This window comes from Roseibium sediminis (assembly GCF_008711325.1).
Taxonomy (GTDB): domain Bacteria; phylum Pseudomonadota; class Alphaproteobacteria; order Rhizobiales; family Stappiaceae; genus Roseibium; species Roseibium sediminis.
In genome coordinates, this window is the sequence record NZ_VXDB01000010.1 from 32,577 (window position 1) to 52,230 (window position 19,654).

Genomic DNA, 19,654 nt, shown 5'->3' on the forward strand with positions numbered 1-19,654 from the left:
GGGGGGCTAATAAAATGACCAAGGCTGGGCACGTCATTCACCTACCTCAAAAACGAGCCGGATCTGAGTCCATTCCATTGCCGGACACAGAATTCGAGAAGACCACTTCTTCTATTCCAGACGCCAAGGGCGAAACAACCGTCCAATCAGGCCCATCTGCTGACAAGCCCTGGGACCCAAGTCAGGGTGATCGCCGGAACTCGGCAACCCGGCCATGGGCCAATGTCCCGGTAGATCGCAGAAATGCGAGCCCGGCTTCCGAAGAGTCAGAAGACGCAAAACCCGACAATGAAGCCGTTCGAAATGCGCTGAAGAGCATTCTCGCCAGTGCTGAGTTCAAGTCGGTTCCGCAGCTGCGCGCTTTTCTGAACTACGTGGTTTGCGCCGTCCTCGATGACCGTGTCGAGGAAATCAAGGGTTACACAATCGCTGTCGAAGCGCTCGGACGCGACCCGTCCTTCAATCCGGTCACCGATCCGATTGTCCGGGTGGAAGCAGCGCGCCTGCGCCGCCGCCTCAGCGACTTCTACGAAGGCAGCGGCGCTGCAGAAGACTTGCGCATAACCATCCCCAAGGGAAGTTACGTGCCAGACATCAGCTTGCGCGATGGTCTTGTAACCATCTCCCAGAAGACTGAGACATTGTCAGTTCTCGCAGGGGATGCACGGCAAGAATCACTCGCAACCACAGATACTGTTTGTGAAGAACCGGCAAATCACTCTGGACAAACAATTGCCCGCCAAGCGGAAAATCGTCCAGGCATCGAAGCATTTCTGCATCGACACATCGTTTCGATCGCATGTCTTGCGAGTTTTTTGCTTGGGTTCGTAATCGGAAGAATCTAAGGAATTCCGCCATTTTTTGACATTTTCGGGTTGTCATTTGCTTTTGCCAAATTGCGAATGACAACCCTTTGTTTACCCTGTTCGGCGCAATAATCAGGCAGTTAGTCGACCGCTTCGATTCTCGATAATGCTGCTTGAGCGACGGGGGATGCCCAGAAATGGGAAGTAATTTGGGTCAAGGAAGACCCGTCAAAGTTCGTGTTCTGGATGCCTCCCACTCCGAGGCCAACCGCACAGCCGCAGTCAGTGCCAAGCTTGCTCTGGAATGCTCTGAACCGGTCATTTACACCGAGTCACACAGATGCCTTCAGGATCTCGCCGGGAAAACGACCGACGTTCTCATTCTTGATCTGGAGACGGTGGGCAGTGACGAAGGTTTGGAACCCTTCGCCGTCAGATGCCCCACAGCTGTGATTATCGCGGTTTCCTCGCAAGGTTCGGTATCTCGTGCAGTCTCGGCGATGCGCGCCGGTGCTCATGACTTCCTGACAAAGCCCTTCTCTCTGGACGCTCTGGCAAGCAAGGTGTCTTTCCAGCTCGACCAACGCCCTACCCTCAAGTCCGATCTTCTCACTGCTATCAGTTCCGCTCGCGCCACCGACAGCTCCGGCCTCATCGGTGAAGCTGCGAGTGACAACGGCGACTCTGAGGAAGTTCTTGGACTGTCCAAACTCATTGGCTCCTCTGCGGCGATCCAGCGGGTTTTCGAGCAGATCAAGCGCATGGCTCCGTCTCAGGCCCCTGTGTTCATCACCGGCGAGTCCGGCACGGGCAAGGAGCTTTGCGCCAATGCAATTCACGATCTGTCAGATCGTCAGGGTAAGCCCTTCGTCACCCTGAACTGTGCTGCCATTCCACGAGATCTCATTGAAAGCGAGATTTTCGGTTATGTGCGCGGCGCGTTCACCGGGGCTACCGACAATCGTGCGGGCGCAGCAGAACAGGCTGCCGGTGGCACGCTGTTTCTCGATGAAATCGGCGAAATGGATCTGATGCTGCAGAGCAAGCTGTTGCGTTTCCTGCAGACAGGGACCTTTCAGCGGCTGGGTGATACGGTTTCTCGCAAGGTCGATGCCCGCATCATCTGTGCGACAAACCGCGACCCTTTGGCGGAAATCTCCGCAGGCCGCTTCCGCGAGGACCTCTATTACCGCCTGCATGTTCTACCCATTCAGCTTCCACCGCTGCGTGAGCGCCGGGATGACATTGTCCCCTTGGCAACCTCTTTCCTTTTGAGATATTCCGCCGAAGAGGGGCGCGGGTTCCGGGGATTTGATGCAGATGCGGAAACAAGACTGGCCAGCTATCACTGGCCCGGAAACGTGCGCCAGCTGGAAAATACGATCCGCCAGATCGTCGTGATGAATGACGGAACATCCATCACCTTCGAGATGCTGCCGCTGATCATCAGAGATGCCTCCGCACGCGCGTCCCATTCGCTCATCGATATCTCCCGCGAGCGTGCCCGGCCGACAGCTGTCCAACGACCGTTCGGAACGATCGAGCCGCTGTGGGCGCAAGAAAAGAGAATAATAGAAGACGCGCTGAATGCATTTAACGGCAACATTGCCATGGCTGCTGCCGCGCTCGAAATAAGCCCGTCGACGATTTATAGAAAAAGACAGTCTTGGGAGTCCCGGACACTGGAACCCCTCGCGCATCTACAATAACTCAAGCATTTTCTTGTTTCTCCGGAAAAGCCAGTCTATACCGCCTTGAAGAACTAAGATCATGATTCCGCACCCTGTCTAACCCGGGGTGGGGCAAGGTGGGCTGGGCAATGGGCTACAAGAACTTGTTTTTGGGACTTCTGGCGTTGGGCGCCAGCACAACTCTTGCCTTTGCCGAGACCGCAACCACACCTTCTTTCGCAGCTCCTGCTGCGGCCTTGACCGAGGCGACCGAAGCTGCAACTGCGGCTTGGGAGGCAGCGCCCCTTGGCTTCTCAAAGACGCTGTTCGTTACGGCGCCGGCAGGTGGATATGGCCAATACGAACCCCGCGATGGTTCGGAATTCGCTGCAGATGAGATGCTTCACGTTTACGCCGAACCGGTTGCCTATGCGATTTCGGAACAGGACGGCACCTTCAGCTACGCATTGTCCGCAAATTTCCGCCTTTTGAACCCAACTGGACAGGTTTTGGCCGAGAGCGCAGATTTCGCATCCTTTTCCAAAAAGATACGCAGCGCCTCCCGCGAACTCTCCACGTCCTTGAGTTTCCAGTTCTCCGGTCTGCCGTCAGGCACCTACGCGCTTGAAGTGGAATTCAATGACACGATCGGCGGCAAGTCGGGGACGATCAACCTGCCGTTTTCTGTCGTGGAAGCTCCCGCTCAATAACGGACTTCAGCCAGGTGGCAGCGACAAGATTTCTGCCCCTTAGGCCGGTTTTCCGATGGCTGGAACATCATAAAAACCGCCAGATCGCCTTTCGTGACGAAATCAAGCGCCCAGAGTCGGAAATTGTCGTTTCCGACCATTGACAAAGCCCCTCACGGTTCATAAATCCAAGGCCGTTAGCACTCGCCACAAGGGAGTGCTAACAACGACGGGCAGAGGCCCGTGGTTTTGAACCCATATCATCATGCTTCGCACGCTGCCTATAATGGTGTGGGGCGTGCCCATGAGAGGATACAGTCAAATGGCATTTCGTCCGCTGCACGATCGTGTCGTTGTTCGCCGCGTAGGTTCCGAAGAGAAGACCGCTGGCGGCATCATCATTCCGGACACCGCTAAGGAAAAGCCGCAGGAAGGCGAAGTTGTTGCTGTTGGCAACGGCGCTCGCAAGGACTCTGGCGAGCTGATCCCGATCGATGTCAAAGAAGGCGACCGCGTTCTGTTCGGCAAGTGGTCCGGCACCGAAGTCAAGATCAACGGTGAAGACCTGCTGATCATGAAGGAATCCGACATCATGGGTGTGATCGCCTAATCGGCTCCCCTTTTGTCAATTCAAAGTTCCAATTCAAGATAAGTGAGACGAGAAAATGGCTGCTAAGGACGTAAAGTTCTCCGCTGATGCCCGTGATCGCATGATCCGTGGTGTCAACACACTCGCAAACGCTGTTAAGGTAACCCTCGGCCCGAAAGGCCGTAACGTTGTTCTCGACAAGGCCTTTGGCGCACCGCGCATCACCAAGGACGGTGTTTCCGTTGCCAAGGAAATCGAACTGGAAGACAAGTTCGAGAACATGGGCGCACAGATGGTGCGTGAAGTTGCCTCCAAGACCAACGACATTGCAGGCGACGGCACGACCACTGCAACCGTTCTGGCTCAGTCCATCGTCATCGAAGGCGCCAAGGCTGTTGCAGCCGGCATGAACCCGATGGACCTGAAGCGCGGCGTTGACCTTGCTGCTGCTGAAGCTGTCAAGGCCCTGGAAGCTGCTTCCAAGCCGATCACCACGTCTGCAGAAGTTGCTCAGGTTGGCACCATCTCCGCCAACGGCGACGAGCAGGTTGGCAAGGACATTGCCGAAGCCATGCAGAAGGTTGGCAACGAAGGTGTCATCACCGTCGAGGAAGCCAAGTCTCTGGAAACCGAACTGGAAGTCGTGGAAGGCATGCAGTTCGACCGTGGTTACCTGTCTCCGTACTTCGTGACCAACACCGAGAAGATGCTGGCTGACCTCGAAAAGCCGTTCATCCTCCTGCACGAGAAGAAGCTGTCCAACCTTCAGGCCATGCTTCCGATCCTCGAAGCTGTTGTTCAGTCTTCCCGTCCGCTGCTCATCATCGCTGAAGATGTTGAAGGCGAAGCTCTGGCAACTCTCGTTGTCAACAAGCTGCGCGGCGGCCTGAAGATTGCTGCTGTCAAGGCTCCGGGCTTCGGCGACCGCCGCAAAGCAATGCTCGAAGACATCGCGATCCTGACCGGCGGCACGGTGATCTCCGAAGACCTCGGTATCAAGCTCGAGAACGTCACCCTCGACATGCTCGGCACCGCCGAGAAGGTTTCCATCACCAAGGAAAACACCACCATTGTTGATGGTGCCGGCGAGAAGGCCGACATCGAAGGCCGCGTTGCCCAGATCAAGGCCCAGATCGAAGAAACCACTTCCGATTACGACCGCGAGAAGCTGCAAGAGCGCCTTGCAAAGCTCGCTGGCGGTGTTGCCGTGATCCGCGTTGGCGGTGCGACAGAAATCGAAGTGAAGGAAAAGAAGGACCGCGTTGACGACGCCCTGAACGCAACCCGCGCTGCGGTTGAAGAAGGCATCGTACCGGGTGGTGGCACCGCTCTCCTGCGCGCCAAGAAGGCTGTTGCCCAGCTGAAGTCCGATAACCCGGATATCGCTGCTGGCATCAAGATCGTTCTGCGTGCTCTGGAAGCTCCGATCCGCCAGATCGCTGAAAACGCTGGTGTCGAAGGCTCCATCGTTGTTGGCAAGATCCAGGAAAACGACGACGTCACTTTCGGCTTCAACGCTCAGACCGAACAGTTCGTCAACATGATCGAAGCTGGTATCATTGACCCGACCAAGGTTGTTCGTACTGCCCTGCAGGACGCAGCTTCCGTTGCCGGTCTCCTGATCACCACCGAAGCCATGGTTGCTGAACTGCCGAAAAAAGACGGTCCGGCAATGCCGGGCGGCGACATGGGCGGCATGGGCGGCATGGGCTTCTAAGAAGCCCATAAAGCAGCCCAATGCTTACGCTTTGAGGAAAGGGCGGCCTTCGGGTCGCCCTTTTTGTTTGGCGGCATAAATCGGAAATTTGTTCTGCTTGGTCCTATGAAAAAGGCGGCTTTCAAGCCGCCTTTCAATTTCAGTCGTCAAGGCAAGGTCAGTCCCGACTGGGAATATTGACGGCCTTTTCACTGGCCGGGCGCGACGCACAAACTTCAAACCAGCGCAGGACGTTTTTCCGGCTTCCGAGATCGACATGCTCCGAGGCTTCATAGAAACCCTGGATCGTGCGAACCCATGGCCAGGACGCCATGTCGGCGATTGTATAGTCTGCCCCCATGATGAAGTCCCTGTCCTCAAGGCGCTGGTCCAGAACACCCAGAAGACGCTTTACCTCGTCCCGGTAGCGTTCAAACGGACGGCGGTCTTCGTATTCCTTGCCCGCAAACTTGTGAAAGAAGCCAAGCTGGCCGGCCATCGGGCCAAAGCCGCCCATTTGCCACATGAGCCACTGGATCGTCTCGTAGCGTTCCGCGCCTTCCCTGGCGAGGAACTGGCCGGATTTGTCTGCGAGGTAAATCAGGATAGCACCGGACTCCCAAAGCGCCACAGGAGCTCCGTTCGGGCCGTTGGGGTCAATGATCGCCGGGATCTTGTTGTTCGGGTTCAGCGACAGGAACTCGGGAGATGTCTGATCGTTGGTCGCGAAATTCACCAGATGTGGCTCATAGGCGAGACCTGTTTCCTCCAGCATGGCCGATACCTTGATGCCATTGGGCGTCGGCAGGGAATAGAGCTGGATACGATCGGGATGTTGGGCGGGCCATTTCTTGGTGATCTTGAAAGTGTCGAGGGAGGACATGGTGTTCCTGTTGGGCTGGATATGAAGGCTGAGCAAGACACAATATGCCGCTCGGGCATCTGGAACATAAGGTCGGCATCGCAAATTTCAACCATCGTAAGATAACGATGAATTACCAGCAGGCTCAGTTTGAGGCCCCGCAGGGAGAAAGCTGTGATATAGAGCGGCTGTTTTTGGATCCACCATCACCGAACAAGGCCTGCCATGTCGACGAGCGTTGAAGAGCGTCTGGACACATTGGAAATCGAGTTGGCGCATGCCAATCACACGATCGATGAGCTGAATGCCGTTGTTGTCGATCAGGGACGCCAGATAGACAGGCTGACCCGCAAGCTCATCCAGATGACAAACCAGATCGAGGATTTGATTGAAAACTCGGTTTCCGCCCCGCCGATCCAGAAACCGCCGCATTATTAGGCGAGAGATGCAGCAGGTGAAGATTCAAGCGGGTTTGTTCCGTTTTCAATCGCGGGGTGGGCAAGTGGCTGTTGCGCTTCATTTAAAGGCATGGCATAAGCGCTCCATCATCAAGAGAAGGGCTGGCGCCCTCGCCAACCTGCCGACCGGGCAAGGTGGTCTCCGCACTCGGGATGTGGCTGAGCCAGTGGCACCAGCAACCAAGCGGTTTTCCTTACCAAGCGCCAGTTCTCCTCGGGCAACCGATGGAGGATTACATGTCTAGATTTGCAGCGGCTTTTGCCGAACCCGACACTGATTTTGACGAGGCGCTTCAGCCCCATAAGGTGCTGGCGCAAAGCCTTGGCGACGATGGCTGGATCGAGGCCGCAGAAAATTGCCTGCTGGCCAAGTTCGACACTATGAGAATTCTGGGCGGGCTGCCGGGCAACCTGCCGCCATTGTCCCGACAGGAGCTGATTACCCGGCTTTCAGAGCTTCTTGCCCTTTGGAATGACGGCTGCAGCTATGCAATTGACGAGCGGCTGTTTGCCGACGTGCTGGCGCGGCGGCGCGGCTGACATCCCGCAATACCCTGCGTTAATCCAGCCTTTGCGGAACTTCGCGCGGAACGGTGCGTGGACGCCCATCGTCATCGATGGCGACCATGGTGAACTTGGCCTCTGTCACCTTTTCCCGGCGACCATAACGATGACGCAAGGCCCAGGCCTCCAGCCAGATTTCCATCGAGCTGTTCCCGACCTTGGCAATGCTGGAGTAGACGCACAGCACATCGCCGACATGAACCGGCCGGATGAACTTCATCTTGTCGACAGCGATTGTGACGACACGACCGGCAGCGCGCTGACCGGCTGCGATCCCGCCCGCGAGGTCCATCTGCGAGAGCACCCAGCCGCCAAAAATGTCACCATTTGCATTGGTGTCGGCGGGCATGGCCATGGTTCTGAGGGTCAGGTCTCCCGAAGGGCTTTCATCGGTCAAGGCTGATTTCTCCTGTTGCCAATTCGTCAAAGCATATCGACTTGCAGAAACAGGAAAAAGCCATTCAGGAGAAGAATATGAGCATACCAACCATTATCCAGAGCGGCATCGGAGCCGCGACCCAGATCAGGAAGGCCGGAAGATAGGTCCAGATCGACCATTTGCGGTTCATGACAGACCTCCTGCGGACACGGCATTGCCAACCTCCCACAGGGTCATGCCGATGACCGAAATTATGCCGACAATGATGGCGAGCCTGGCATGGGAGACAAGCACCCTACCCGCCCCCTTGAGAGGAGGCACAGATTGAGATCGTCCATCAAGATACATGGACGTCATCATGGTGAGGAACCCGGCGAACCAGAAGATCACGAGGATCTCCGCCACAAGCACAATTCCTTCAAGCATTGGCCTGCTCCGTTTCCTTGAGATCCTGTACCAAACCATCCGGTAGTCTGGCGCCTGCGGTTCCAAGGCACGCAAACCAGAGACTTTGGGCAATGCGCTCAGCGTAAGTGATGATTTCCTGCGCCAAGTGAGGCGTAAACAGGTCATGCGCGACGCTTCGGAACACTTTCAGCCATTCGGTAAAATCCTCGCTGACCAGCTCCGTCTGCTTTTGGTGCGCTGGAACCGGGCGCCCCGAATAGGTCCGGTTCTTCAGCAGGACCGACTGCCAGAAGAGGTTCATCTTACCGAGATGCTCCTCCCAGCGACCGTCCAGGCGTCGATTGAAGATTTCTCCAAGTCGCTGGTGTTCGCGAACAGTCGCGTAAAAGGTCGACACCAGAACCGAGATTGTTTGCGGGTCGATGACCTCAAATCGGCTTACGGGTTCATCGGGGGTCATATTGCCTGCAATACCTGTGCGGGGCATCGCGCTCTCCAAACATTCATTTCATTTGCATCTTTTATATGCCATTGCGCACCCCTAAAATCAACATTTGATATGAATGTTTTTTGGATGACCCATGCGCCTCAGCCAAGCGAGTGACTTTGCCCTACGGATCCTCATCTTTCTGGGGCAAACAAAAGAGCCACAGACTGTGGACCTCCTGACGGAGGCGCTACACCTGTCAAAGTCGCATGTGATGAAACTTGTGGCGCAGCTGGCCAAGCTGGAGCTGATCGAGACAACGCGCGGCCGCGGCGGCGGCATCCGCCTGAGGGCCGACCCGAAGACGATCCGCCTGGGGGACGTTGTCCGCTCCTTTGAAAATGACCTTGGTGTTGTGGCCTGCCTGAAGGACGGCCCGGTGACTTGCGTCTTCCTGCCCAGATGCGCCTTGAAAAATGCGATGGCAGGGGCTGCGGACGCGTTTCTGGATCACCTCAATCGGCAAACCCTTGACGATATCCTGCTCGGCACACAAGTGGTCGAAGCCTGAATTTCCTCAGTTCAGGTAGATATCCCGCTCCACCAGCGTCTGAAAGAACTGACCACTGGACAGCACTTCCCTGTGCGCCTCACGGATCGCGATTTTTTCGCGCGGCTCCTCGCGCCTCAGGCGATCATCCGCCTTTCCGGGGATGGAGGCCACAAAAGCCATGTCACCAAGGCCGTTGAAATGGCTTTTCATCCTATTCTGCAGAACGTCAACATCGGGGATGGGTGGCATTGAAGGCCCTTTTGACACCACCTTCAATCCGGCCTTGCGAGCAAGTCGCGTCAACCTGCCCTCCACCAGTCTTGACCCATCGGGTGAAATCAACGACGGCGGCTGTCGGTACTCCTGAGCCCCGATCGCCTTGATCACCAGTCGGGCTACCGGACCATGGGCCAGCAATCCGTCACGGACTGCAACGAAGTCTGGCTCGCGCTCCATAAGGTCCGTGAAGCGCTGCAGCTGCGCTTCGACCTCTTCGCTCAAGAGATCGTCCGGTAACAGGCGGAAGAAGGCACGTCTCGCCCATTTGGAAGGCGCCGGCATGGTCTCGCCATAAGTCTGCACCATGCGACCACTCACAGGCGTTACCCGGTCTCCGCTGAGCGCGATGGTTACACCGACCAGCCCCCGGGAGCCGACAGTGTCGGCTATTTCCTGCATGGGCTTGTATTCTCGCGACCAAAGAGGGCTTGCCGCCAGACACCCGACGGCGCTCAGGCGTCCATCGGCGAGCAACTCGCGCAAGGTGCGGTCCACGCCGAAGGCGACGCCATAGTCCAGCGCTCCGAGAATGACCCGCTTCATGCCCCCGATCTGCCCCCCTGCTTTCGGAACTATATTCCTTGCGCAAAGCGAGCGAAGTTTCAAGGTTACGCAACGTATGAAATAGATCGATACTTAATATGGTTCGGCCACACGACCGATCTGACACCGAGCTGCCCAGAAAAGGACTAATCCTCGATTGGAGACTTTTTCAGTCCCGCGACTTCATAGACCCGAATGTCTTCCAGAAACGCACCTTCGACCGTCCTAGGTAGTGTTGCAAACAAATGCACGTGCTCGAAATAGGTCCGCAGATGATCGGACCGGTCACGTCGCGCTTCGGTGACATACAGTCCGAAGGCCTGCCCACCTTCAATCACCGGATCAGGCATCATCACATAGCGGAGCCGCTCGGTGATCTGAATGACCGGTCGCTTGTCCTTCTGGAGATAGTCAAGCTGGGCGTTGAGCCCGTACCCGGTGGTAAGAATGTAACTGGCACCCGTATCAACCGCGATGCGCTCCAGCTTGCGACCGATCTCTTCCCAGCCCCTCAGCTGGAATGTCGAGTCCTTGCGTGCAAGGCTGCCGGTCAATGGCGACACAGCGTGAAGCTGAACAATGACGGCCACAAGAACTCCAACCACGACACCGGCCAGTCCGAGTCCTTTCCAGACCGCCCCGTCTTCCCTTCCCCCGACAAAGAGAGCCGCCATCAAGGCGAAGGCCGGAAACAGGGGAGCGGGCCAATTGCCCTGAACCCGCGCGGTCAGGGAGTGGTAAGCGAGATAGAGGACAAAGGGCAGAACCGTGAGCACCAACAAGGAAGCGGCGTTGTCCTTGTGAAGCGCCCGCTTTCCAAGGATGCCTGCACCTGCAATCGCCAGAATGGCAATCAGCGGATTGACCAGACCAAGCACAGCCCCCATGAACTCGAAGATGTATTTCGTGGTGTAGCCACCGGCGCTGACCCGGCCAAACTGCTTGTGAAAGCTCGCCCAGTCGTGAATGTGGTTCCAGTAGAGCACCGGAGAGAAACAGGCGATGGCAATCAGCCCGCCAACCCAAAGCTGCCAGGACAGGAACCAGCGGCGGTTTTCCGGCACCCACAACAGCCACAAGACAATCCCTGCTCCAAGGAACAGGACGGAGTATTTGGAGGCAAGCCCGAGGCCTGCAAACAGGCCGATCGCCAGCCACCAATTGGCGTTTCTGGATGTGCTGAGTTCAGCAAGCGTCCAAAGGCTCAAGCCCCAGAAGAAGACCGATGGAGCATCCGGCGTTGCCAGAATGCCGCCGACACCGACCAGAACGCTGGTGTTGAAGAAGAGCACAGCCCATCCTGCAACCTCTTCGTCAAACAGGATGCGCGCTGTCCGCCACAAGACAAACGAGCCAACGGCGGAAGAGAGAACCACCACCACACGGGCGGCAAAAATGGTGTCTCCAAAGACCTGCTGCCCCGCCCAGATCCACCAGCCGATCATCGGCGGGTGATCGTAATAGGAAAGCGCCGGATAGAGCCCCCAAAGCCGATAATAGGCCTCGTCCTCCACGAAATAGGCGAACCCGGCAGCAAGCAGCTTTGCCGCAGTCAGCAGGAGGACAAGTGCAGCCAGAAAACGCGGCTGCAGGTAGATCGGCATGGCTTTTGTCATTCGTGGACCCGGTCAGCTCTTGCGCCAGGTCAGCGCGCTGCTGGCGGCATAGTTCCAGACTGCGCCCATGATCGCACCGGCGGCACCGGCGAACCACCAATAGCTCGGATCGGAATAGATCAGGTTCGCGACACCGACATTTGCCAGAACCCCCACAGAACAGACCGCATAAAAGGTCAGAAGACCGACAATCACACCCAGACCGGTCAAACGCCGATCCCGATAGGTGAGCTGATTGTTCAGGAAGAAGTTGGACGTCATCGCCACGAAGGACGCGCCGGTCTGTGCGAGATTGAACTCCAGGCCAGCCATATCGAGGAAGAGTTTCAGCGCCAGAAGGTGAACGAAGAGACCGCTGGCTCCAACCAGACCGAACATCAGGAAGCGGACAGAAACCACGTTGCCGAAATATTTGGCCATCAGCAGGCCGAAATAGTCGAGTGTCACCAGCGTATCGAGCTTGCTCTCGCCGTGAAGGCGCTCCTTGAAGGTGAAGGGCAGTTCCTTGATCCGCAGCGTACCGCCCGCACTCGACACCAGATCCAGCAGGATCTTGAACCCTTGCGAGGAGAGTTTCGGCGCCAATTCTTCCGCCTTGTCGCGGCGGATCATGAAGAAGCCGCTCATCGGGTCGGTGAGGGAGACATTCAAAAGCTTCTGGGCAAGGCCATTTGCGATGTTGGAGCCCCAGGCGCGTACTTTCGAGAGCCCCTCGCCCACGGTTCCGCCTTCCACCTTGCGGCTGGCAACGGCAAGGTCATAGTTGCCGGAGCGCAGTTCTGCCAGCATTTGGGGCAGCAGCGTCTCGTCATGCTGCAGGTCGGCATCCATGACAGCGACGAAAGGAGCTGAACTGGCGAGCATGCCTTCAATGCAGGCTCCTGAAAGGCCTCTGCGGCCAATACGGCGGATGACGCGAACCTGAGGATCGGACGCCGCGATCTTGCGACTTACATCAGTCGTTCCGTCCGGTGAATTGTCATCAACGATGATGGCTTCCCAGCGAACGCCTTCCAGCGTCTTTCGCAGGAGTTCCAGAACCAGCGGGATATTTGCCGCCTCGTTGAAGGTCGGCAGGATTACGGACAATTCGGCAGCCTGAGACAGGCCCTGATTAACGGCCTTGTCCGGTGCGGCGGTGATGGTATCGGTCGGCTGATCCATGGGAACGTCTGCTGCTTCTTGCCCGGTCTTCATCAAGCTTCGGGAACTTCCAAAAGTGCGCGGACCATAGCCGTCTTTGGGGCAATTGCAAGGCAAGCCTGCCTTGCCCTTGAAGGCCGTTTCGTCTAGGACAGCGCGGAACTCTTTCGGCTTGATCCGCAGTTCTGCTAAGAAGCGTTTCATTCCGCAACGACTTTGCCGGGAAAATCAGGGTACATGGCCAAAAAACCAAACAAACTCAAAGCCCGCCTGCCGCGCGGTTTTGTGGATCGCAGTGCAGACGACATCCGCGCGACGGATGAGATGATCGGCAAGATTCGTGCTGTTTACGAGCAGTATGGTTTTGACCCGGTCGAGACCCCTGCGTTTGAGTACACAGACTGCCTTGGCAAGTTCCTGCCCGATACGGATCGCCCGAATGCCGGTGTCTTTTCCGTTCAGGACGATGACGAGCAGTGGATGAGCCTGCGCTATGACCTGACCGCGCCGCTTGCCCGTCATGTCTCGGAAAACATCAACGAGATCCAGCTGCCCTACCGCACCTACCGCGCGGGCTGGGTGTTCCGGAACGAAAAGCCGGGGCCGGGCCGCTTCCGCCAGTTCATGCAGTTTGACGCCGACACGGTTGGCGCACCGGGCGTTCAGGCGGACGCGGAAATGTGCATGATGATGGCTGACACGATGGAAGCCCTCGGCATGGCACGGGGCCAATATGTGATCCGCGTCAACAACCGCAAGGTTCTCGACGGTGTTCTGGAAGCCATCGGCCTTGGCGGCGAAGAAAACGCCGAGCGTCGCCTGACTGTCCTTCGCGCCATCGACAAGCTGGACAAGTTCGGCCTTGAAGGCGTGCGTCTTTTGCTTGGCGAAGGTCGCAAGGACGACAGCGGCGACTTTACAAAGGGCGCTGGACTGCCGGTCGAAGCGCAGGACAAGATCATCGGCTTCATTTCTGGCGAGGCACAGCTCGATAACGAAGGCCAGACTGAGCTCGACACGATGGCTGGCATCTTTGCGACCTGTGGCTACGAAGCCGACCGCATCAAGATCGACCCGTCCGTCGTCCGCGGTCTGGAATACTATACTGGCCCCGTCTACGAGGCCGAGTTGCTGTTTGATGTGACCAATGAAAAGGGCGAAGTCGTCCAGTTCGGCTCCGTTGGTGGCGGCGGGCGGTATGACGGTCTCGTCAAGCGCTTCACGGGCCGCGATGTTCCGGCAACCGGCTTTTCCATCGGCGTCTCCCGCCTGATGACGGCGCTGAAGAACCTCGGCAAGCTGCAGACAAGCGAGGTTGTCGCGCCGGTTCTCGTCACCGTCATGGATGGCGATACAGAAGCTCTTGGCCGCTATCAGAAGATGGTTCAGGAGCTTCGGCAGGCCGGTATTCGCGCCGAGATGTATCAGGGCAACTGGAAGAAGTTCGGCAACCAGCTGAAATATGCTGACCGCCGCAACTGCCCGATTGCGATCATTCAGGGATCCGACGAATTCGAGGCCGGCGAAATTCAGGTGAAGGACTTGATTGAAGGCAAGCGCCTGTCAGCCGAAATCACCGACAACGTGACCTGGCGCGAAAGCCGTCCGGCGCAATTGACCGTCAAACGGGACGCACTGGTGGAAACCGTGCGCGCCCTGTTGGACAGTCAGGCAGACGACCGGGCACAGGCTGAGAAGGCTTAAAATTAGGATGCAAGGCGAAGGGAAGGCAAAGATGCCGACAAATGAGCAGATCGACAAGGTGATGGCGCTGTTTCAGGTTGTCGGCCATCATCCCGTGTCGCCGCCCATCCTTCAGCCTGCAGACATCTTTCTGGACCTGACCGGCGAGGACATTCGCCGCCGCCTGTACCTGACCACCGGGGCAAACGGCGTTGATCTTTGCTTGCGTCCGGATTTCACTATCCCGGTTTGCCGTGCGCATCTGGAAGCCGCCGACATGTCGGTGCCAACGGCCTACAGCTATCATGGCCCGGTGTTCCGCCAGCGTTCCGATGGTCTGGGCGAAATACCGCAGATCGGCGCGGAGAGCTTTGGCCGTGATGATCGAAATGCGGCGGATGCCGACATGCTCGCGCTCTCCGTCAAGGCGCTGGACGAATTTGGCGCGCCAGCATCGGATATCCGCATTGGCGATGAAGGCCTGTTCGTGGCAGTGCTCTCAGGACTTGATCTTCCAACCGTCTGGCAGCGCCGCCTGCGCGATCTTTTTGGCGAAGGGCGGAAGCTGGACGATGCGCTGGAGCGCCTGAGCGGAACGGTGGCCTCCACCTCTGCCCTTGATGACAAGCGGCTCGGGTTTCTGGCAGCCCTTGAAGGGGCGGATCCGGAAGCGGCCCAGTCCATGGTGGAAGGGCTTCTCTCCATCGCGGGCATTTCAACCGTTGCTGGCCGCAGCGCGTCCGAAATCGCCGAACGCTTTCTGGAGCAGGCAGCCCTGACCAGCGGAACCAGCGACACCAAGGCCGCAGCCGATGTGCTGAAGGCCTATCTTGCGCTCAACACGTCGGTCGACAAGGCAGTGGATGTTCTCTCCGGCTTTGCCAGGACACACAAACTGGACATTGCTGACGCCCTCGCGGTCTTCAAGGACCGGCTAGACGCCATCAAGGTGCGCGGGCTGGATTTGTCTGCCATCACATTCAGTGCAGGCTTTGGCCGCAGGCTCGACTATTACACGGGCTTTATCTTTGAGATTTATGGCGCGGGCGGACGCGAGGCAGGCCAGCTCGTTGGCGGTGGACGCTATGACCGGCTGTTGAACCTGCTCGGCGCGGAAGCGGAAATTCCGGCGATCGGGTTCTCCATCTGGCTCGACAGGATTTCCGGCGCACGGGAGGCAAGCCAATGACCAAACTGACCATTGCTGTTCCCTCCAAGGGCCGCTTGCAGGAAAACACCCACGATTTCTTTGGCCGCGCAGGCCTTAAGGTCGTACAGCCGGGCGGTGCGAGAAACTATCAAGGCGCACTCAAGGGCGTCGACAATGTCGACATCGCCTTCCTGTCGGCTTCCGAGATTGCCCGTGCGCTTGCCATTGGCGAGGCGCATTTCGGCATCACCGGGCTGGATCTGGTCCACGAAAGCATTTCCGATCCGGACGCCAGCGTCCACCTGATCACGCCACTTGGCTTTGGCTATGCCGACGTGGTTGTTGCCGTTCCCAAGGCGTGGATCGATGTCGACACTATGGCCGACCTCGGCGACGTGGCGTCCGATTTCCGCAGCCGTCATGGCCGCCGCCTGCGCGTTGCGACCAAATATGTGACGCTCACCCGGGCGTTCTTTGCCGAACACGGCATCGCTGACTACCGGATCGTGGAAAGCGCCGGGGCAACGGAAGGCGCACCGGCCGCGGACACGGCGGAGCTGATCGTCGACATCACGACAACAGGTTCGACGCTGGAAGCCAACAACCTGAAGATCCTCAATGATGGCGTGATCCTGAAAAGCCAGGCGCATCTTGTTGCCTCGCGCACGGCAAATTGGGATGACGAAGCCCTGTCTGCTGCGCGTTCGGTGCTGGACCGCGTGTCTGCCGAGGAAGCGGCGCGCAATTCCCGACGGATCAAGGCGACGGTCTCCGATGCCTCTGCCGCCATTGCTGCCCTTTCGGCGGAAGGGGCTGAGTTCCCCTTCGAAAGCCGGACAGACCGGACGCTTGAGCTGCTTTGCCCGAAAGCTAATGTGGCCGCCTGTGCAGATATCCTCATTGCCCACGGCGCAGAAACTGCCACCGTCGATGCGGTCGAGTATGTGTTCCGAAAGGAAAATGCCCTGTTTGACCCGCTGAAAGAGCGGTTGGGGAAGTAGGGAGAGGTTTGCGGCCCCAAGCGCTGCCCTCCGACCAAACCCGTCCGTTGTCGTCCGCGACTTGATCGGGGACTGGCGAGCCCGGCTATGGGCCGTACGCACAGACCCTTAAGTTCGGGGCTCCCCGATCCCGGATCTTCGCTTCGCTGCGTCCGGGATGACAAAGGAGAGTTCCGGGAAGTTACATCTTCTGCGCGTCGGGTCTGGAGACGAGACAGAGGTCTTCAAAAAAAGCAGCTCCGGGACGGACTGAACGAAGGACGTCAGAGGCATTGCCGTTTTGACCCCTTAGTCATCCAGTTATTGTCCTGCAACTTGTCGGGTCTCTCCGTCCCCTCCCCCTTGTGGGGAGGGCAAGGGTGGGGGTGAGAAACCTCAACCAAATCGGGTCATTTGGTGGGCTGAGATATACCCCCACCCCTAACCCCTCCCCACAAGGGGGGAGGGGAACTTTCCAACCCAACAAGCCGCTTACCATGATGAGCTCTGCGCGGTTATCTCCTACCTCGCTCACACGGGCCTCTTAACCCCCGCCCTCACCTTCTCGACTTCCGCCCGGCACTTGCAGCCTTCAAGGTGGTCGTTGACGAGCCCCATGGCCTGCATGAAGGCATAAACGGTTGTAGGGCCCACGAAGCTCCAGCCGCGTTTTTTCAGGTCCTTTGAGAGCGCTGTGCTTTCCGGCGTGCTGCCGAGGGTTTTGGCCGCGGCGAAATCCAGCACTTTTGGACGGTTTTCCGGCTTCGGCTCCCAACTCCAGAAATAGGCTGCAAGCGAGCCGAATTCCTTGCGCAGCTCAATTGCCCGTTTGGCATTGTTGATGGTGGATTCGATCTTCTTGCGGTGGCGGACAATCCCGGCATCTGCAAGGCATGCCTCGATTTCTTTCTCCCCATAGAGAGCGACCTTCTCGAAATCAAAGCCGGAAAAGGCCTTCCGGAACCCATCCCGTTTTCTCAGAATGGTCAGCCACGACAAGCCGGACTGGAACCCTTCAAGGCAGATCTTTTCAAACAGGCGGATGTCGTCCGTAACCGGTCGCCCCCATTCCGTATCGTGATAGACCCGATAGTCTTCAAGGCCCTGATGCCACCAGCATGTATGGATACCGGATTCATCGGTGATGAGCCCGGTTAGCGGATCGCGGACAGCGGCGGGTTTGTCAGTCATAGCCTGAAACTTTCTCAAATATTCTTGTTTTGTTCCTATTCGAAAATTTCCGTATCGGCAAGTTCAAACGGAAACGGCTCCGTTTCCGGAGCCGTCTGAAATCTCGATATCGGGTGACGATCAGGCGAACAGGGCGTCGATATCGTCCTGTGTCGCAACATCCATGTCGGTCTCCAGAGACGGACCATTGAGCAGGGCTTCGTCGCCGGTACGATTGTCGCGCTTGGTGACCTCCATGGACTTGAAGGTCTCGATGCCGCCCCAGATGTCCATCATCTCGGTGATGCGGTCCTCGATAAAGCGAAGGGTGCCGACCACCTTGTTGATGCGTTGGCCTGTCAGATCCTGGAAGTTACAGGCTTCAAAAATCTGGACAATCTTTTCCTGGATGTCACTGGCCATGTCCTTCTCGCGGCCATCCAGATGCGCGGAAAGCGTGTTGGCGGTCTCGTCAATGAATTCGGCGGCAGACAGGATTGTTTCCGTTGCCCCTTCGGTGCCGCTTACAACGGCATCCAGTTCATTTGTCACGCGCTGCATTTCGTCACCGTCCGAACCGGTCGTATGATGCAGCGTGGCAATTTCTTTCTTCGTCTGCGCGATGGCCTCGTAGATCGTATCCAGTTCAGCCTTCAGCTTTGCCGCCTCGGAGAGTTCCTTCTTGAACTCGTCAACGAGTTTGGCACTCATTTCTTCCTGGGTCATCCCCGGAGCCTGCTGCCCACCGCCCTGACCTACGCCGGCCATGATGAGCTTGCGCAGAGCCGCCATTTCACCCATCAATTGCTGGTGACGGCGCTCTTCGACATGCTTCGGGTCGTCATGCGCTTCGTTCTTCAAGCGCATTGCGTGTTCCGCCCGGAAGGATCTCTTGATTGCGGACATACTATCTCCCGTCACTATCGTACAAATGGGCGCGCCCTTAATTGCCCAAGACCTCCAGTTAAACCGCTATTTTTAAATTTTTCGTTTCGCGGAAGAAAATAATGCCCATGTACCCATGCGGAAAATTGCCAATCAAACGCTCATATTTTCAGTTTGCACTCCTTAGTAAACCATTGTCTGGTCAATTCGTGAAACTATGTCTAATAATCTTGCCTGAGAGATGCCTATCCGGCCAATAAAAACGGACCACGACAGAAATACAGTATGCGGGCAATTACTTCGATTCTCTATGTCCTGGTGTGTCTCCTCATGACGGCTCGCGCTCAGGCTGCGGGCGCATTCTCCACCGACGAACTGCTGACGGGCTTTGAGAAAACGGTGTTCGGGCTGGAATACCGGGCGTGGAGTTGGCAACCCTACACGGTCAAGAAATACACCACTCCCGTGCGCTTCTCGGTCCATAATCTTGCCCAGACCGACCGCAGACCCGTGGTCAATGGCTTCATCCGTGAGATCAACCGCAAGATTCGCGGATTGAACGCGCGCATGGCCTCCTCCCCCGGTGAAGCCAATTTCGAAGTCTTCGTCGTGGACCGCCATCAGTATGCCGATGTCATCCGCAGGGACATTTACAGGGATGCGAAAGCGGACGCACCCGGCAGGTGTCTGGTGCGGGTCGTGTCAGGCAAGGACGGCATCAAACGCTCGTCTGCGGTGATCGTGTCGGATGAGGGCGAATTTCTGTTCAGGCGCTGCCTCGTTGAGGAAGTCCTTCAGGGACTCGGGCCGATGAATGACGACAAGGCCCTCACCCATTCCGTGTTTAATGACACGTCACGCCACAGCCGCTTCACCGTGTTCGATCAGGTCCTGCTGAACATGCTGTATGACGCCCGCGTGAAGCCGGGAATGTCCTTCCAGCAGATCCAGACGATCCTTCCAATTGTGGCGAGAGATGCCCTCAAGAGGGTCCGCTGACACTCAAATTCGAGTCTCCGCGCACCACTTTACCGCCCCAACCGGTTTCGTCAGCGGTTTTCCGCGCCAAGGAACAATAACTTCCCGCCAATTCGAATTAACCAT

At 57.4% G+C, this 19,654-nt stretch carries 21 protein-coding genes and 1 riboswitch; of the genes, 12 read left to right on the forward strand and 9 right to left on the reverse strand.

Annotated elements, in window-relative coordinates:
- The first annotated feature begins 14 nt into the window (after positions 1–14).
- The 5 genes from F0155_RS11555 to groL all read left to right on the forward strand — a co-directional run bounded on the left by F0155_RS11555 (position 15) and on the right by groL (position 5,471).
- Positions 15–845 carry a hypothetical protein gene (locus tag F0155_RS11555; protein WP_150524671.1) on the forward strand — a complete coding sequence of 277 codons (831 nt, stop codon included), beginning with the start codon at positions 15–17 and terminating at the stop codon, positions 843–845.
- A gap of 158 nt (positions 846–1,003) precedes the next feature.
- Complete coding sequence (locus tag F0155_RS11560) at positions 1,004–2,515, forward strand: sigma-54-dependent transcriptional regulator (RefSeq protein ID WP_150524672.1); 1,512 nt, start codon at positions 1,004–1,006, stop codon at positions 2,513–2,515.
- Between the two features lie 110 nt (positions 2,516–2,625).
- The gene (locus F0155_RS11565; RefSeq protein ID WP_150524673.1) at positions 2,626–3,186 is read left to right on the forward strand and encodes a hypothetical protein; all 561 of its coding nucleotides are present in this window, start codon (positions 2,626–2,628) and stop codon (positions 3,184–3,186) included.
- 301 nt (positions 3,187–3,487) lie between these two features.
- Complete coding sequence (gene groES, locus F0155_RS11570) at positions 3,488–3,775, forward strand: co-chaperone GroES (RefSeq protein WP_150524674.1); 288 nt, start codon at positions 3,488–3,490, stop codon at positions 3,773–3,775.
- A 55-nt stretch (positions 3,776–3,830) separates the two neighbouring features.
- Complete coding sequence (gene groL / locus F0155_RS11575; RefSeq protein ID WP_150524675.1) at positions 3,831–5,471, forward strand: chaperonin GroEL; 1,641 nt, start codon at positions 3,831–3,833, stop codon at positions 5,469–5,471.
- Positions 5,472–5,628: 157 nt separating this feature from the next.
- On the opposite strand, the gene F0155_RS11580 is transcribed toward groL, so the two are convergent.
- A complete protein-coding gene (locus F0155_RS11580; RefSeq protein WP_150524676.1) occupies positions 5,629–6,333 on the reverse strand; it encodes a glutathione S-transferase N-terminal domain-containing protein in 705 nt (234 codons plus the stop codon).
- Between the two features lie 204 nt (positions 6,334–6,537).
- Between F0155_RS11580 and F0155_RS11585 the strand changes: the two genes are divergently transcribed.
- Positions 6,538–6,750 (forward strand): SlyX family protein, encoded by a 213-nt coding sequence (locus F0155_RS11585; RefSeq protein WP_150524677.1) that lies wholly within the window; start codon positions 6,538–6,540, stop codon positions 6,748–6,750.
- Positions 6,751–6,852: 102 nt separating this feature from the next.
- A riboswitch (SAM-I-IV-variant riboswitch) is annotated at positions 6,853–6,964 on the forward strand.
- Positions 6,965–7,007: 43 nt separating this feature from the next.
- Complete coding sequence (locus F0155_RS11590) at positions 7,008–7,310, forward strand: hypothetical protein (protein ID WP_150524678.1); 303 nt, start codon at positions 7,008–7,010, stop codon at positions 7,308–7,310.
- Between the two features lie 19 nt (positions 7,311–7,329).
- Here the strand turns inward: F0155_RS11590 and F0155_RS11595 are convergent, their stop codons facing one another.
- From F0155_RS11595 to F0155_RS11605, 3 genes are all read right to left on the reverse strand, one after another.
- On the reverse strand, positions 7,330–7,689 hold the full coding sequence (locus tag F0155_RS11595) for an acyl-CoA thioesterase (RefSeq protein ID WP_150524820.1): 360 nt from the start codon (positions 7,687–7,689) through the stop codon (positions 7,330–7,332).
- 210 nt (positions 7,690–7,899) lie between these two features.
- Positions 7,900–8,139: a hypothetical protein gene (locus F0155_RS11600; protein WP_150524679.1), complete on the reverse strand. Its 240-nt coding sequence runs from the start codon at positions 8,137–8,139 to the stop codon at positions 7,900–7,902.
- Positions 8,132–8,608: a group III truncated hemoglobin gene (locus F0155_RS11605; RefSeq protein ID WP_150524680.1), complete on the reverse strand. Its 477-nt coding sequence runs from the start codon at positions 8,606–8,608 to the stop codon at positions 8,132–8,134. Before F0155_RS11605 ends, F0155_RS11600 begins: the two co-directional genes overlap by 8 nt.
- A 94-nt stretch (positions 8,609–8,702) precedes the next feature.
- On the opposite strand from F0155_RS11605, the gene F0155_RS11610 reads away from it, so the two are divergent.
- Complete coding sequence (locus F0155_RS11610; protein ID WP_150524681.1) at positions 8,703–9,119, forward strand: RrF2 family transcriptional regulator; 417 nt, start codon at positions 8,703–8,705, stop codon at positions 9,117–9,119.
- A gap of 6 nt (positions 9,120–9,125) precedes the next feature.
- Here F0155_RS11610 and F0155_RS11615 read toward each other — a convergent pair whose 3' ends face one another.
- From F0155_RS11615 to F0155_RS11625, 3 genes are all read right to left on the reverse strand, one after another.
- Positions 9,126–9,923, reverse strand: coding sequence for a ChbG/HpnK family deacetylase (locus F0155_RS11615; protein ID WP_150524682.1), 798 nt, complete (start codon positions 9,921–9,923; stop codon positions 9,126–9,128).
- A 146-nt stretch (positions 9,924–10,069) separates the two neighbouring features.
- Positions 10,070–11,539 carry an ArnT family glycosyltransferase gene (locus tag F0155_RS11620; RefSeq protein WP_150524683.1) on the reverse strand — a complete coding sequence of 490 codons (1,470 nt, stop codon included), beginning with the start codon at positions 11,537–11,539 and terminating at the stop codon, positions 10,070–10,072.
- A 12-nt stretch (positions 11,540–11,551) separates the two neighbouring features.
- A complete protein-coding gene (locus F0155_RS11625; RefSeq protein ID WP_150524821.1) occupies positions 11,552–12,703 on the reverse strand; it encodes a glycosyltransferase in 1,152 nt (383 codons plus the stop codon).
- 216 nt (positions 12,704–12,919) lie between these two features.
- On the opposite strand from F0155_RS11625, the gene hisS reads away from it, so the two are divergent.
- Genes hisS through hisG form a run of 3 tightly spaced genes read left to right on the forward strand, consistent with a single transcriptional unit; the run spans position 12,920 to position 16,516 of the window.
- Positions 12,920–14,386, forward strand: coding sequence for a histidine--tRNA ligase (hisS, locus tag F0155_RS11630; RefSeq protein WP_150524684.1), 1,467 nt, complete (start codon positions 12,920–12,922; stop codon positions 14,384–14,386).
- Positions 14,387–14,417: 31 nt separating this feature from the next.
- Positions 14,418–15,554 carry an ATP phosphoribosyltransferase regulatory subunit gene (locus F0155_RS11635; RefSeq protein ID WP_150524685.1) on the forward strand — a complete coding sequence of 379 codons (1,137 nt, stop codon included), beginning with the start codon at positions 14,418–14,420 and terminating at the stop codon, positions 15,552–15,554.
- Complete coding sequence (gene hisG, locus F0155_RS11640; RefSeq protein ID WP_150524686.1) at positions 15,551–16,516, forward strand: ATP phosphoribosyltransferase; 966 nt, start codon at positions 15,551–15,553, stop codon at positions 16,514–16,516. Before F0155_RS11635 ends, hisG begins: the two co-directional genes overlap by 4 nt.
- 510 nt (positions 16,517–17,026) lie before the next feature.
- On the opposite strand, the gene F0155_RS11645 is transcribed toward hisG, so the two are convergent.
- Together F0155_RS11645 and F0155_RS11650 are read right to left on the reverse strand one after the other, a co-directional pair.
- Positions 17,027–17,686, reverse strand: a complete 660-nt coding sequence (locus F0155_RS11645) for a DNA-3-methyladenine glycosylase I (RefSeq protein WP_150524687.1) — start codon at positions 17,684–17,686, stop codon at positions 17,027–17,029.
- Between the two features lie 120 nt (positions 17,687–17,806).
- A complete protein-coding gene (locus F0155_RS11650; protein ID WP_150524688.1) occupies positions 17,807–18,571 on the reverse strand; it encodes a protein phosphatase CheZ in 765 nt (254 codons plus the stop codon).
- A 309-nt stretch (positions 18,572–18,880) separates the two neighbouring features.
- Between F0155_RS11650 and F0155_RS11655 the strand changes: the two genes are divergently transcribed.
- On the forward strand, positions 18,881–19,549 hold the full coding sequence (locus F0155_RS11655) for a DUF2927 domain-containing protein (RefSeq protein ID WP_208999243.1): 669 nt from the start codon (positions 18,881–18,883) through the stop codon (positions 19,547–19,549).
- Positions 19,550–19,654: the final 105 nt, after the last annotated feature.

Bases quoted from the DNA above. Each gene is read 5' to 3' on its own strand.
- F0155_RS11555 (WP_150524671.1), top strand. From the start codon at position 15: ATGACCAAGGCTGGGCACGTCATTCACCTACCTCAAAAACGAGCCGGA.
- F0155_RS11560 (WP_150524672.1), top strand. From the start codon at position 1,004: ATGGGAAGTAATTTGGGTCAAGGAAGACCCGTCAAAGTTCGTGTTCTG.
- F0155_RS11565 (WP_150524673.1), top strand. From the start codon at position 2,626: ATGGGCTACAAGAACTTGTTTTTGGGACTTCTGGCGTTGGGCGCCAGC.
- groES (WP_150524674.1), top strand. From the start codon at position 3,488: ATGGCATTTCGTCCGCTGCACGATCGTGTCGTTGTTCGCCGCGTAGGT.
- groL (WP_150524675.1), top strand. From the start codon at position 3,831: ATGGCTGCTAAGGACGTAAAGTTCTCCGCTGATGCCCGTGATCGCATG.
- F0155_RS11580 (WP_150524676.1), bottom strand. From the start codon at position 6,333: ATGTCCTCCCTCGACACTTTCAAGATCACCAAGAAATGGCCCGCCCAA.
- F0155_RS11585 (WP_150524677.1), top strand. From the start codon at position 6,538: ATGTCGACGAGCGTTGAAGAGCGTCTGGACACATTGGAAATCGAGTTG.
- F0155_RS11590 (WP_150524678.1), top strand. From the start codon at position 7,008: ATGTCTAGATTTGCAGCGGCTTTTGCCGAACCCGACACTGATTTTGAC.
- F0155_RS11595 (WP_150524820.1), bottom strand. From the start codon at position 7,689: ATGGCCATGCCCGCCGACACCAATGCAAATGGTGACATTTTTGGCGGC.
- F0155_RS11600 (WP_150524679.1), bottom strand. From the start codon at position 8,139: ATGCTTGAAGGAATTGTGCTTGTGGCGGAGATCCTCGTGATCTTCTGG.
- F0155_RS11605 (WP_150524680.1), bottom strand. From the start codon at position 8,608: ATGCCCCGCACAGGTATTGCAGGCAATATGACCCCCGATGAACCCGTA.
- F0155_RS11610 (WP_150524681.1), top strand. From the start codon at position 8,703: ATGCGCCTCAGCCAAGCGAGTGACTTTGCCCTACGGATCCTCATCTTT.
- F0155_RS11615 (WP_150524682.1), bottom strand. From the start codon at position 9,923: ATGAAGCGGGTCATTCTCGGAGCGCTGGACTATGGCGTCGCCTTCGGC.
- F0155_RS11620 (WP_150524683.1), bottom strand. From the start codon at position 11,539: ATGACAAAAGCCATGCCGATCTACCTGCAGCCGCGTTTTCTGGCTGCA.
- F0155_RS11625 (WP_150524821.1), bottom strand. From the start codon at position 12,703: ATGGATCAGCCGACCGATACCATCACCGCCGCACCGGACAAGGCCGTT.
- hisS (WP_150524684.1), top strand. From the start codon at position 12,920: ATGGCCAAAAAACCAAACAAACTCAAAGCCCGCCTGCCGCGCGGTTTT.
- F0155_RS11635 (WP_150524685.1), top strand. From the start codon at position 14,418: ATGCCGACAAATGAGCAGATCGACAAGGTGATGGCGCTGTTTCAGGTT.
- hisG (WP_150524686.1), top strand. From the start codon at position 15,551: ATGACCAAACTGACCATTGCTGTTCCCTCCAAGGGCCGCTTGCAGGAA.
- F0155_RS11645 (WP_150524687.1), bottom strand. From the start codon at position 17,686: ATGACTGACAAACCCGCCGCTGTCCGCGATCCGCTAACCGGGCTCATC.
- F0155_RS11650 (WP_150524688.1), bottom strand. From the start codon at position 18,571: ATGTCCGCAATCAAGAGATCCTTCCGGGCGGAACACGCAATGCGCTTG.
- F0155_RS11655 (WP_208999243.1), top strand. From the start codon at position 18,881: ATGACGGCTCGCGCTCAGGCTGCGGGCGCATTCTCCACCGACGAACTG.